This window comes from Pseudomonas sp. S07E 245 (assembly GCF_019599025.1).
GTDB lineage: Bacteria > Pseudomonadota > Gammaproteobacteria > Pseudomonadales > Pseudomonadaceae > Aquipseudomonas > Aquipseudomonas shirazensis.
Genome location: NZ_CP080625.1, coordinates 1,799,547 through 1,812,387, shown reverse-complemented (window position 1 = coordinate 1,812,387; position 12,841 = coordinate 1,799,547). Strand labels below are relative to the sequence as shown.

Annotated in this window: 11 protein-coding genes; 6 read left to right on the top strand and 5 right to left on the bottom strand. The window is 63.1% G+C overall.

The annotated features are described in order from the left end of the window. Positions 1–12: 12 nt before the first annotated feature. Positions 13–852 carry a glutathione-dependent disulfide-bond oxidoreductase gene (yghU, locus tag K3F44_RS08075; protein ID WP_220633742.1) on the bottom strand — a complete coding sequence of 280 codons (840 nt, stop codon included), beginning with the start codon at positions 850–852 and terminating at the stop codon, positions 13–15. 261 nt (positions 853–1,113) lie between these two features. Here yghU and K3F44_RS08070 point away from each other — a divergent pair, with 261 nt between their 5' ends. The 6 genes from K3F44_RS08070 to K3F44_RS08045 are packed head-to-tail and all read left to right on the top strand — an operon-like array spanning position 1,114 to position 6,546. Continuing rightward, entirely contained in the window at positions 1,114–1,965 is an 852-nt protein-coding gene (locus tag K3F44_RS08070) for an STAS domain-containing protein (RefSeq protein ID WP_188036107.1), read from the top strand. 3 nt (positions 1,966–1,968) lie between these two features. Then, on the top strand, positions 1,969–2,331 hold the full coding sequence (locus tag K3F44_RS08065; RefSeq protein ID WP_101319914.1) for an STAS domain-containing protein: 363 nt from the start codon (positions 1,969–1,971) through the stop codon (positions 2,329–2,331). Then, a complete protein-coding gene (locus K3F44_RS08060; RefSeq protein ID WP_188036106.1) occupies positions 2,328–2,732 on the top strand; it encodes an anti-sigma regulatory factor in 405 nt (134 codons plus the stop codon). Before K3F44_RS08065 ends, K3F44_RS08060 begins: the two co-directional genes overlap by 4 nt. Beyond that, positions 2,723–3,739 carry an ATP-binding protein gene (locus K3F44_RS08055; protein ID WP_409035074.1) on the top strand — a complete coding sequence of 339 codons (1,017 nt, stop codon included), beginning with the start codon at positions 2,723–2,725 and terminating at the stop codon, positions 3,737–3,739. The genes K3F44_RS08060 and K3F44_RS08055 overlap by 10 nt, the downstream gene beginning before the upstream one ends. Next, positions 3,732–4,604 (top strand): sensor histidine kinase KdpD, encoded by an 873-nt coding sequence (locus tag K3F44_RS08050; RefSeq protein WP_220633741.1) that lies wholly within the window; start codon positions 3,732–3,734, stop codon positions 4,602–4,604. The genes K3F44_RS08055 and K3F44_RS08050 overlap by 8 nt, the downstream gene beginning before the upstream one ends. Further along, positions 4,594–6,546, top strand: coding sequence for a response regulator (locus K3F44_RS08045; protein ID WP_220633740.1), 1,953 nt, complete (start codon positions 4,594–4,596; stop codon positions 6,544–6,546). The genes K3F44_RS08050 and K3F44_RS08045 overlap by 11 nt, the downstream gene beginning before the upstream one ends. Positions 6,547–6,579: 33 nt before the next feature. Here K3F44_RS08045 and K3F44_RS08040 read toward each other — a convergent pair whose 3' ends face one another. The 4 genes from K3F44_RS08040 to K3F44_RS08025 form a co-directional block, all read right to left on the bottom strand. Then, positions 6,580–7,683, bottom strand: a complete 1,104-nt coding sequence (locus K3F44_RS08040; protein WP_101319906.1) for a sigma-54-dependent Fis family transcriptional regulator — start codon at positions 7,681–7,683, stop codon at positions 6,580–6,582. Positions 7,684–7,693: 10 nt separating this feature from the next. Beyond that, positions 7,694–8,911 carry an acyl-CoA dehydrogenase family protein gene (locus tag K3F44_RS08035; protein WP_101319904.1) on the bottom strand — a complete coding sequence of 406 codons (1,218 nt, stop codon included), beginning with the start codon at positions 8,909–8,911 and terminating at the stop codon, positions 7,694–7,696. A 225-nt stretch (positions 8,912–9,136) separates the two neighbouring features. Continuing rightward, entirely contained in the window at positions 9,137–11,023 is a 1,887-nt protein-coding gene (gene mrdA / locus K3F44_RS08030) for a penicillin-binding protein 2 (RefSeq protein ID WP_220633739.1), read from the bottom strand. Positions 11,024–11,298: 275 nt separating this feature from the next. Continuing rightward, positions 11,299–12,804: a PLP-dependent aminotransferase family protein gene (locus K3F44_RS08025; RefSeq protein ID WP_188036103.1), complete on the bottom strand. Its 1,506-nt coding sequence runs from the start codon at positions 12,802–12,804 to the stop codon at positions 11,299–11,301. Positions 12,805–12,841: the final 37 nt, after the last annotated feature.

Sequence of the window (12,841 nt, the reverse complement as noted above, 5' to 3'; positions counted from 1 at the left end):
ACGGGTTACTGGTTAATCCAGGTCTTGCGCAGAGTGACGCTCTGCAACCTGCGTGGCCTCATCGCCCCAGGTGCGGTTGACCCGCGTGCCGCGTTGTACTGCCGGGCGCTGGGCAATTGCTTCGGCCCAGCGTTGCACGTTGGGGTATTCCTCGACGGCGAGGAACTGCGCCGCGTCATACAGGTTGCCGCGCACCAACTGGCCGTACCAGGGCCATACGGCGATGTCGGCGATACTGTACTCGTCACCGCCCAGATAAGGGCTTTCGGCCAGGCGCCGCTCAAGGACATCCAGCTGGCGCTTGGCTTCCATGGTGAAGCGGTTGATGGCGTACTCGATCTTCTCAGGCGCATACACATAGAAGTGGCCGAAGCCGCCGCCCAAGTAGGGTGCTGCGCCCATCTGCCAGAACAGCCAGTTGAGTGTCTCGGTTCGTGCGGCTGGGGCACTCGGCAGCAGCGCACCGAACTTCTCTGCCAGATACAGCAGGATCGAGCCCGATTCAAACACCCGCACCGGTGGCTGTTGGCTGCAGTCAAGCAGTGCCGGGATCTTCGAGTTGGGGTTGACCGCCACAAAACCGCTGGAAAATTGCTCGCCCTCGCCAATGCGGATCAGCCAGGCGTCGTACTCGGCGCCGCTATGGCCGAGTGCCAATAATTCTTCAAGGAGAATGGTCACCTTGACGCCGTTGGGCGTCGCCAGCGAGTACAACTGCAGCGGCTGTTTGCCCTGTGGCAAGGCCTGCTCGTGGGTGGCGCCTGCCACCGGACGGTTGGTGCTGGAGAACTTGCCGGCCTTGGCGGGCTCGTTGTGCCAGACCTTGGGCGGTACGTACTGTGAGTCGCTCACAAAGAACTCTCCTAGAATGCGCGGTTTCTGTTAAAAAGCTCACCTATAGATCTATGCCACGGCGGTGTCGTTCAGGGCAAGTGCCTTGTCGGCATGGCGTGCTGGCCCATGAATGGCAAACATGACCTAGAGTTAGCTGCAGCGCAGCGGGCATGCGAGCGATTTATTGCAGTTTTTCTCAACTATTCATATCCGCGGATGTCATTCAATGCGAAGTGAATGATCGATGGCATCTCAGCAAGTTTTCGGAGTTAACCGCATATGGCAGCACTGCAAGGCAGCACCCTGGAAGCGATCGTCGGCAATCAGCCAAAGTTGCTCAATGATTGGCAGACAGCGCTTGAAGCCAGCGGCGCTTCGCGTAACGTCAAAGAGCACGACCTGCGTCAGCAAACCCGTGAGTTTCTGCAACTGATCGTAGATGGCTTGCGCCATGAGGGCAGTGACAATCCAGCGGCTGCGGGCTGGGAAGAAACCCGCCGCTTCCTCGACAAACTCTCCGCCAGCCGTGCCCAGCTCGGCCAGGAGTCGCATCAGACTGCCTCGTTCATCTTTTCGCTGAAAGGCCCGCTGTTTGCGCTGCTGCAAACCCAGTACCGCGATCAGCCAGCCGAGCTTGCCGAACAGCTGTGGCAAATTTCCGAGCTGTTCGATGCGTTTGGCCTGCACACCATCCGCACTTATCAAAAGACCCGTGAAGGAGTGATCAAGCGCCAGCAGGAAGAGCTGCTCGAGCTGTCCACTCCAGTGGTCAAACTATGGGAAGGCGTGCTCGCGCTGCCATTGATCGGCACACTCGACTCGCACCGCAGCCAGACCGTCATGGAGTCGCTGCTGCAGCGCATTGTCGATACCGGTTCGGAAATCGCCATCATCGACATCACCGGCGTGCCGACCGTGGACACACTGGTTGCTCAGCACCTGCTCAAGACCGTCACCGCAATCCGCCTGATGGGCGCTGATTGCATCATCAGTGGCGTGCGCCCGCAGATCGCCCAGACCATCGTGCACCTGGGCCTGGACCTGGGCACCCTGACCACCAAATCGAACCTGGCCGATGCACTGAAACTCGCGCTTAAGCGCCTGGGCACCGACATCGGCGAGCGGGCGTAAACGATGGAGCGTATCCCGATCCTGCAGATGGGCCAGTTTTTGCTGGTGACTATCCAGGTAGACATGCATGACGAGCTGGCGCTGCGCCTGCAGGATGACCTGACCAGCCGCATCGACCAGACCAACGCCCGCGGTGTGCTGATCGATATCTCGGCGCTGGACATGGTCGATTCGTTCATCGGCCGCATGATCGCCACCATTTCCGGCCTGTCGCGCATTCTTGATGCCGAGACGGTGCTGGTGGGCATGCAGCCTGCGGTGGCCATCACCCTGGTTGAACTGGGGCTGACTTTGCCCGGTGTCAGTACGGCACTGAACGTTGATCGCGGCATGCATCTGCTGCGCCAGCGGGTAGGCCAGTCATGAACGTCCGCGATAGCGGCAGTCATCCGGTACGCATCGAGCAGGATGTGGTGCTTGCGCGTCAACTGGCGCGCAAGCTGGCCAGCGAATGCGGCATGCGCCTGGTCGACCTGACCAAGATGGTCACCGCCGTCAGCGAGCTGGCGCGTAACACCGTGGTGTATGGCGGTGGCGGCGACATGGACTGGGAGATCATCGACGGCCTTGGCCGGGTGGGTCTGCGTTTGGTGTTTCGTGACGAAGGTCCGGGTATCCCCGATACCAAGCTGGCCCTGACCGATGGCTGGACCTCTGGCAACGGCATGGGCCTGGGCCTGACGGGGGCGCGCCGATTGGTCGACGAGTTCGAGTTGGATACTGCCCCAGGGCAAGGCACTCGGGTGACCATAACTCGATGGACATGACTTTTGCCGCCAGCCTGACCCAGGTGTTGACGCTCGATGACAGCAGCCAGGTGGGTCATGCCCGGCGTACCGTGCAAAAGCTTGCCGAAGACCACGGTTTTGATCAGGCCGACGCAGGCCGTGCGGCGCTGGTTGCCACTGAGCTTGCCAGCAATGTGCTCAAGCATGCCGAACGCGGCGAACTGCACCTGCGTGTTTTGCCGCATGGCGCGGCGCATGCACTCGAGATCTTGGCCATCGACCGAGGCCCTGGCTTTGACGTGCATGCCTGCCTGACGGACAGGTATTCCACAGCCGGTACCCAAGGCATCGGCCTTGGCGCGGTCAGCCGCCAGGCGCAGGTGTTCGACGTGTATGCGGACGAGCGCGGCGCGGCAGTGCTGGCGCGTTTGCATCGTCGCGATGTCAAGGGCGCCGACGTACGCATCGGCGTCAGTCAGCATTCATTGCATAACGATCCAGCCTGTGGCGACACCTGGTATGTCGCCCGCGATCAGCAGCGCCTGAGTGCTCTGGTGGTCGATGGCCTCGGTCATGGCAGCGAGGCTGCCTCTGCCGCCATGGCGGGCGCTACGGAATTTGCTCGAACCCCATTCAGCGAGCCCGAACAGTTGCTCGCCGAAATGCACAACGCCATGGGCGGCACCCGCGGCGGCGCGGCGGCGATTGCCCAGTATGACGCTGCAGCGGACAACCTGGCCTTTATCGGTATCGGCAACATCGGTGCGACGCTGGTAGGCGGCGAACGTCCGCGCGGGCTGACCTCGTATCCCGGCATCGTCGGCGGTCAATACCGCAAGGGTCAGGTGTTTAACTACGCTCAGGTACAGGGAAATCTGTTGATCATGTACAGCGACGGGCTGCAATCGCGTTGGAACCTGCAAGCCTATCCGGGCCTGGCCCCGCGCCACCCGGCGATCATCGCTGGGGTTCTGCACCGGGATTTTTGCCGCGGTCGTGATGATGTCACCGTATTGGTCATTGACCTGGAGGCTGCTTATGCCTGAACAGATTCCCGGTTCGGCCGAGCAGGCCGCCCTCATCAGCCGCTTGCAAGCCGACAACGAAGCGTTGCGCGATGAGCTTGAAGAGACCAATCAGGGCGTGCTCGCACTATATGCCGAGTTGGACGTGCAGGCTGAGCAATTGCGCCAGGCATCCGACCTCAAGAGCCGCTTCCTGGCCTACATGAGCCACGAATTCCGCACGCCGCTGGGCTCGATCCTGAGCATCACCAGCCTGCTCGCTGACGAAATCGACGGGCCGCTGAGCAAAGAACAGCAGTTGCAGGTCGGATTTATCAGCTCGGCAGCCCGCGAGCTCAGCGACATGGTCGACGACTTGCTCGACCTGGCCAAGATCGAGGCCGGGCGGATCAATATCTCGCCAGCCTGGTTCGATATGCTCGACCTGTTCGCCGCCTTGCGCGGGATGTTCCGGCCGATCGTCGACATGGGCGCGGTCGACCTGATCTTCGAGGAGCCGCAAGGCTTGCCGCAGCTGTATACCGATGACAAGAAGCTGGCGCAGATCCTGCGCAACTTCATTGCCAACGCCCTGAAATTCACCTTGCGTGGCGAGATCCGCGTGTCGGCCCGTCTGCACGGTACTGACCGCGTCCGCTTTGCCGTCAGTGATTCGGGTATCGGTATTGCCCCGGAACTGCTCGGCGCCCTGTTCGAAGATTTCGCCCAGGTCGACTCGCCTTTGCAGAAACGCCTGCGCGGGACTGGCTTGGGCCTGTCCTTGTGTAAACGCTTCGCTGCGCTGTTGGGCGGAGAAGTGGGCGTAGAAAGTGAACCCGGGGTCGGCTCGACGTTCTTTGTAATCATCCCGCTTGCCATCGCCCAGGAGAGCGCCGATGAGCTCTGAGATCCGCCTGCTGATCGTCGACGACAACGCCACCACGCGCTACGCGCTGCGTCGGCGGCTGGCCCTGCACGGCTATCAGGTACTTGAGGCAGGCACTGGCGGCGACGGCCTGGAGGTGATCCGCAATGAACAGATTGATGCGCTGATCCTGGATGTGAACCTGCCGGACATGAGCGGTTTCGATGTCGTACGCCTGTTGCGCGCCGATCCCGAGACAGCGCTGCTGCCGGTGATCCATGTCTCGGCTGCGTCGATCCTGACCGGCGACATCATTACCGGGCTTGAGGCCGGAGCCGATGCCTACCTGGTGCACCCGGTCGACCCGGATGTGCTGCAGGCGACTCTGCGCACCTTGCTGCGGGTGCGTGACACCGAGCGTGCACTGCGTGACAGCGAGGCGCGTTTTCGCGAGATCTTCAGCAACGTGTCGGCGCCGATTGCGGTGCTGGATGCCCAGTTCAAAGTGCATGAGTGCAACCATGCATTCGCTCAGCTGATTCAGGATAATCAGCAGCCTGAAGTGCTGCTGGAATGCTTCACCCCGGGCCAGGAACTGGCCCTGGCTGCCTTGCGTCAGCACCTGGCAGACGGCGAGCGCTGGCGCGGTACCTTGGGCATGACGGTGAAAGGCCAGTTGCGCGACACCGACTGGCAGTTGTCGCCGTACCGCACGCCGGGCCTGTGCCTGGTATTTGTCGAAGACGTTACCGAGCATCGCCATCGCGAGCGCTCGCACCTGGCCAAGCTCGACGATGCCAACATTCAGCTGGCCCGCGAGATGGCCCAGCGCGCGCGCACCGAGGCGCAGCTGCTGCAGTTGCAGAAAATGGACGCCTTGGGCAGCCTGACTGGCGGTATCGCCCACGACTTCAACAACCTGCTCACCGGGATCATCACCAGCCTGGAGTTGATCCGTAAACGCGTCGGCGAGAACCGCCTCGAGAAAGTCCCCCATTATGCCGATGCCGCACTGAGCTCGGCGATGAGCGCGGCCTCGCTGACTCATCGTCTGCTGGCCTTCGCTCGGCAGCAGCCGCTGGATACCCACCCGGTCGACGTCAACGAGCGCATACGTTCGCTGCAAGAGCTGCTGACCCGCACCATCGGTGAACGCATCGATCTGCAGTTGCAACTGAGCGAGTGCCCGGCGACCGCGCTGGTCGACCCGGTGCAACTGGAAAGCGCCGTGCTCAACCTGGTGATCAACGCCCGCGATGCGTTGATCAAAGGCGGGCATATCTGGGTCACTACTTCAGCAGTCGTGGCCCGCGCCGACCCCAATCTTCAGGATGGCGCTTACATCGCCGTGACGGTGCGCGATGACGGCAGTGGTATCGCCCCGGACGTGCTGGAGAAGGTCTTCGATCCGTTCTTCACCACCAAACCGCTGGGCCAGGGCACCGGCCTTGGCCTGTCGACCATCTACGGCTTCGCTCGTCAGTCTGGTGGGCATGTTGCGTTGCGCAGCGTGCAGGGACAGGGCACAGAAGTGACCTTGCTGCTGCCTGCGAGCAATCGCGAGGCGGTCAGTGAAGCACTGGTTGCCCACGTCGATCAAAGAGGCGCAGGTGAGCATGTGCTGATCGTCGAAGACATGGCTTCGGTGCGCCTGTCGGTGGCTGAGGTGATGGCCGACGCCGGTTACCGCTACACGCTGGCGGAAACCATCGAGCAGGCGCTGGACCATCTGCGCAACGACAGCAGTATCGAACTGCTGCTCACCGATGTCGGTCTGCCAGGCATCAGCGGTCGCGAGCTGGCTGATATGGCCCGGGTTTATCGGCCAGGCTTACCGGTGCTGTTCATGACCGGCTACGCCGAAACCGCGCTGGATCGGCAGGCGTTTCTCGGCTCGGGCATGGATATGCTGATCAAGCCGTTCCAGATTGGCGAGCTGCTGGCCAAGGTCTGTCGTTCACTCGGGCGGGTCAGCCCAGACTGACCCTGGCTGCAGCCTGGCGAGCCGGGCTGCAGGTCAGATGGACAAACCCACCACACGGCTATGCACGCTTTCCTCCTGATTGCGGCGCTTGTTCACCACCAGTTCGCCAATCGCGATCAAGCGGGTGCGCGTGACATTGCGCGACAGCCCCAGCAACTGCGCGGTATGCACCTGGTTGTAGTGACAGAAGTGATACGCCGAACGCAGCAGGGCGTTCTCGACTTTCTCGAACAACTCACCGGAGTGCTCCTCAAACAGCCGGCTGAACGCCTGCTCCAGCAGCTCTTCTGCCGAACCACCATGGCTGGCGGCGGCATCCTCCTGGCGCTCCAGGCGCAGGTTGGACATGCGCAGATCCTGCGCCTGGATTTCACCGTTGCCGCAGGTCAGCAGGCTGTGATGGATGACGTTTTCCAGCTCGCGAATATTGCCCGGCCAGCTGTATTCGACCAGCTTGGCCTGCGCGCGTGGGCTGAGCTCGACCGGGCCATAACCCAAGCGCTCGCTGTAGCGGCGGATGAAATGGCGCACCAGCGGCATGATATCGCCGGGGCGATCACGTAGCGGGTGCAGCGACAGCGTCACTACGCTCAGGCGGTAGTACAGGTCTTCACGAAAATGCCCGGCATTGATGGCTTTTTCCAGCTGCACGTTGGTCGCTGCCAGCACCCGCACATTGATCGGGATGCTCTTGCGCGAGCCTAGCCTGACCACCTCGCGCTCCTGCAACACGCGCAGCAGCTTGACCTGAATCGGCAAGGGCAGGTCGCCTATCTCGTCGAGAAACAGCGTGCCGCCGTTGGCTTCCTCGAACCAGCCGGCCTTGGCGGCGAGCGCGCCGGTAAAGGCGCCTTTCTCGTGGCCGAACAACTCGGCCTCGACCAGCGACTCGGAAAACGCCCCGCAGTTGACCGCGATGAACGGCCCGTTGCGGCGCCCGCTGAGGTCGTGGATATGGCGCGCCACCAGCTCCTTGCCCGTGCCGGTCTCGCCGATGATCAGCACGCTGGCCTCACTTGGCGCAACCTGTTGCAAGTGGGCCAGCAGCGCCTGCGAACGGGGGTCTTCGAAGACCTGCGCGGTCGCCCGGATCGAGGTGGCCAGTGACGGTGACGGGGGGAGGGTGAGCAATTGCATGGGCGTGCCTTTAGGAATAGAAGGACGGGACAGGGCGCTTGCCGTTGAGGGCCCACTCGCCGAGCTCGTGGATGCGGTAATCCACGGGGTCGTGCAGGGTTTGCGTGCGCAGGTTGCGCCAATGCCGGTCGAAGCGCAGTGAGGCATGGGTGGCGCGGGCACCGGTGACTTCGAACAGGCGGTTGCAGATATCCAGGCCGTGGCGGGTTGCCGCGACCTTGGCCGTGCCGATGGCCAGGGCGAGGTCGCCGCGTTGCTCTGCACTCAACGCATGCTCCTGCTGCCAGGCAGCATCGAGCTGGTCGGCGGCGCGTTCGATCAGCAAACGCACGCTTTCCAGGCCCACCCAGAACTCGCCGTAATGGCGCAGCACATAAGGGTCTTCGCTGACCTGTGCCGCGCTGGAGCGGAACCAGGGGCGGCTTTCCTTGAGGCTGTACTGGCGGGCTTCGGCAAAGGCGCCTTCGGCGATGCCGAGGAACAGGTTGGCGAAGTGCAACTGAGCGATCAGCGGGCGCAATGCAGCGAATGGCGTGCTCAGCGGGCCTGGATCGAGCAGCAGTTCGTCCTGCTCGACCCGCACCCGTTCGAAGGTGGCGCTGCCGCTGTCGGTCTGGCGTTGGCCAATGTTGTTCCAGTCGTTGTGCAGGCTGATGCCGGTGCGGGCGCTGGGGATGGCCGCGATCAATAGCTTGCCGCCGGCACGTTCGTCCACGGCCGAGGCGATCAGCATCTCTGAATCGCTGGCACCGGAGCAGAAGCTCTTTTGCCCGGAGAACTCGCACCAGCCGTCGAAGTGCTTGACCACGGTGCGGGTGTCCAGAGGGTTGAGGGCGTTACCCCAGAACCAATGCTTGCGCGCCGTCTGCTCGAACCATGGTTGCCATTGCTCGGGCCGCGAGAACAGGCGCACGGTGGCCAGCATCAAGTGATGAAAACCGAACACGTGGGCAATCGAGCTATCGACCCGGGCGAATTCGCGCACCACTTCGAGCGTTTCGCGCCAGTTGGCGCCCTGGCCGCCATAGGCGGTGGGGATGGTCAGCGCGAGCAGGCCACTGCTGCGCAGGGCGTCACGCTCGCGCTTGGGCGTGCCGCCGCGTTCGTCGCGCTCGACTGCGGTTTGAGCAAACTGCTCAGCCAGCTCGCGGGCAATGCCAAGGGCCGAGGAGCGAGCGGGGCGGGCAATACCGCCGGCCAGGGCAGCGTTGTCGAGCGGGTTGCTCATGGGCGAGTCTCCAGGTCAATTGAGCGGGGGACTTTGCTTGAGCAATCGTCGAGGCTGTTGGGGCTCGGTGTTGATGGGGTGCTGCGCTGCAGACAGTTGGCCAGCTGTTGGCGGCTGTACAGTGCAGACAGTTATAGAAGAACTGGGTTTATTTAAAAAGGAATAAGAAAGAATACTCTTATTCCTTTACAGGTCTTCTGTGTGCGTGGCCGTCTGCGCAGCGAGTCAGGAATGCGGCGAAGCGTGCTCGCCACCGGCATATTCGGGCTTCAGATGGCCCTGGCTGTCCAGCAGCCAGGCATCCATCACCTCGCGCACCACCGGACCGGCGACGCGGCCGCCGGCTTCGCCGTTTTCGATCATCACCGCCACCACAATCGAGGGATGCTCGGCAGGGGCGAAACCGACGAACAAGGCATTGTCGCGGTGCCGCTCCAGGGTCTTGTTGCGGTTATAGCGCTCGCCCTGACGAATCGCCACTACCTGCGCGGTACCGCTCTTGCCGGCAATCCGGTACTGGGCGCCAGCCGCCGAGGCGCGGGCGATGCCGCGCGGATCGTGCATGACCATCTGCATGCCCTGGCTGACCTGGTCCCACGCGCGCTTGTCGTGCAGGACGATATCCGGCATCGGGTGCGGATCCCGCGGCGGCTCGCCACCAATGCTCCGGGCCAGGTGCGGGCGGTGCCACACGCCTTTGCTGGCGAGCAGGCTGGTGGCTTGGGCCAGCTGCAACGGGGTGACCTGCATGTAGCCCTGGCCAATCCCCAGGATCAGCGTTTCACCGGGGAACCACGCCTGACGGCGAGTAGCGCGCTTCCATTGCTGCGACGGCATCAGCCCGGCGGCTTCCTCGAACATGTCCAACGAGACCTTCTGGCCGAGGCCGAACTCGGCCATGTAGTCATGCAGGCGGTCGATGCCCAGCTTGTGCGCGAGGTCATAGAAGTAGGTGTCGTTGGAGCGCATGATCGCGGTGTACATGTCTACCCAGCCATCGCCGCTGCGGTTCCAGTTGCGGTACTTGTGGTCGTAGTTGGGCAGCTCGTAGTAGCCGGGGTCGAACACCCGGTTGGCGGGCGTCATTACGCCGCTGTCGAGGCCGGCGATGGCCACCTCCGGCTTGATCGTCGAACCCGGCGCATACAAACCGCGCAGCACCCGGTTGAACAGCGGCCGGTCGATCGAATCGCGCAGCGCGGCGTATTGCTTGAAGCTGATGCCTTTGACGAACAGGTTGGGATCAAAGCTTGGGTTGCTGACCATCGCCAGCACATCGCCGGTGGCGGGGTCGAGCGCCACCACCGAGCCACGGCGATCGCCCAGGGCTTTTTCGGCGGCCTGCTGCAGCTGCACGTCAAGGCTGAGGATGATGTCCTTGCCCGGGATCGGGTCCTGATGGCGGAGCACGCGCATGACCCGGCCCTGGGCGTTGGTCTCGACCTCTTCGTAGCCGACATGACCGTGCAACTGATCCTCGTAGAAGCGCTCGACGCCAGTCTTGCCGATCGACTGGGTACCGCGGTACTCGGTGCTGTCGAGGGTCTTGGCTTCCTTCTCGTTGATCCGGCCGACATAGCCCACCGAGTGCGCAAAGTGCTCATTGAGCGGGTACTCACGGATAAACTGCGGCTCTACATCAAGCCCCGGCAGGCGGAACTGATTGACGGCGATCAGGGCGATCTGTTCTTCGCTCAGGCCCACCATCAAGGTCACCGGTTCGAACGGTTTACGCCCACGGCGCAGATCCTTGTTGAACTGCTGACGGTCGTCGTCGGCCAGGCCGAGGATCTGCGTCAGGCTGTCGAGCACCTTGGCTGAATCGCCAGCGCGCTCGCGGGTCATGGTCAGGTTGAAGCTGGGCTTGTTGTCGGCCAGCACGACGCCGTTGCGGTCGTAGATCAGGCCGCGCTCAGGCGCGATCGGCAGCACGTGCACGCGGTTGTTTTCGGAAACGGCGCTCTGCTGGTCGTGCTGCAGCACCTGCAGCACGTACAGGCGAGCGATCAGCACCGCAACGAGGCTGCAGGTCAGCACGGCGCAGACCAACAGGCGGCGGTTGACCAGCTGCTTTTCCTGTTCGTGATCCTTGAGGGGGATGGGTTGGGGCATGCGCGTTCTTCGGGGTGGAGAGGTCACCGGGTCGGCGATGCTACGCAAGCACCCGCTGCTGCTCAAGCAAGCCGCCCCCGGCGAGCCTGCCCGGATGGCCCGTCAGCCCCGGCAGCACTGAGCCGCAGCCTTGCATGAATATTCATTCATGTGACTCATCAGGGCACGGCTTACTGCACTGCTACTGCATGGCGTGCTCGTCTGATCGAGGCCTCTTGCAGCAGGTTCATCACCCCGTATCGGACTTGCGCCCCAGGTGGCGACAGCGCACTGGGTCAGCCACCTGACTTCAACGCCATGGCCAAACGCGACATGGCCGTCTCGATTTCATGCTCGGTCAGGGACGAGTAGCCCAGCAGCCAGCCTTGCTGCTTGTGCTCGCCCGCGTAGAGCCGGCTCAGGCCAGGCAACTGCACGCCGGCGCTGGCGGCTACGCGGATGGTGTCCTGCTCGCTCCAGCCCGCATCGAGCAGGCAGGGAATCTGCAGTCCGCCTTGCGGGTGCAGGGCTGTGGCAATGCCTGGCAGGTGCCTGGCAATGGCATCTAGCATGTACAGGCGGCGCCGGCTGTAGAGTTTGCGCATGGCGCGCACGTGGGCGTTGTAATGGCCGTCTTCCATGAAGCGCGCCAGGGTCAGTTGCAGGATCTGCGGGGTATGCCCGTCGATGATGCTGCGGGCGCAGGCAAACGGCTGCACCAGTTGTTCGGGCAGGATCATGTAGCCCATGCGCAGGCCGGGGAACAGGGTCTTGCTGAAGGTGCCGAGGTAGATCGTGCGCTGGTAGCGGTCCAGCCCCTGCATGCAGGCGGTGGGCAGCCCGTCGTAGTGAAACTCGCTGTCGTAGTCGTCCTCGATGATCCATTTGCCGTGCTCGGCCGCCCAGCCGAGCAGCTCCAGCCGGCGCGCCAGCGGCAGGGTGGCGCCGGTGGGGTATTGATGCGACGGCGTCACGTACAGGCAATTGGCAGCGCTGCGATCGGCACGCAGCAGGTCGATGCGCACGCCTTGTTCATCGACGTCGATCGGCACGACCTTGGCCTCGGCCGCTTCGAAAGCTTTTTTCGCGCCAAAATAGCCGGGGTTTTCCAGCAGGATGGGTTTGCCCGCGTCTACCAGCAACTGCGCGCACAGGAACAACGCTTGGCGGGTACTGCTCAGCACCAGAATTTGCTCGGGCTTGCAGTTGGCGCCGCGCTCGAGGTTGAGGTACGTGGCGATGGCCTTGCGCAGCGGCTCGGCACCCTGCGGGTCACCATGCAGCAAGACGTTGCCGCGGTAGTCCTTCATGACCTGGCGTTGCAGGCGCTCCCAGGTCTCAGTGGGGAAGCTGCGGGTTTCCGGCAGGCCTGTAGCGAAGGCCTTGATCGCCTGCTGGTCATGGATGCCGCCGCTGGCGAGGATCTGCTGGCCGCGCTGGCTCAGCCCGGCCGCTTGCGTGGCGGCTTGAGCACGGCGTGCGTCGCGTTGTTGCATGCGCCGGCGAGCGGCGCCATGCAACTCGCTGCCCAGGGTTTGCGCGACGTAGCTGCCGGCGCCGCCGCGGCGGTTGATGTAGCCATCGCGCTGCAACTGCACATAGGCGTTCTCGACGGTGTCGCGGGCCACGCCGAGCGAGCGCGCCAGCACTCGCGTGGCGGGCAGCTTCAGGCCGGCACTCAGCGAGCCTTCGAGAATCAGTGCACGCAGTGAACGCTGGATTCGCTGGTGCAGATCGAGGCTGGCAAATTCGCTGTCGGCCAAGCGCATCTGCAGGGTTTCAAGTTCGAACGTTTTTGCCATGTGGTCTGCCCTGACTGCATGAATTGGCCTGAAGCGG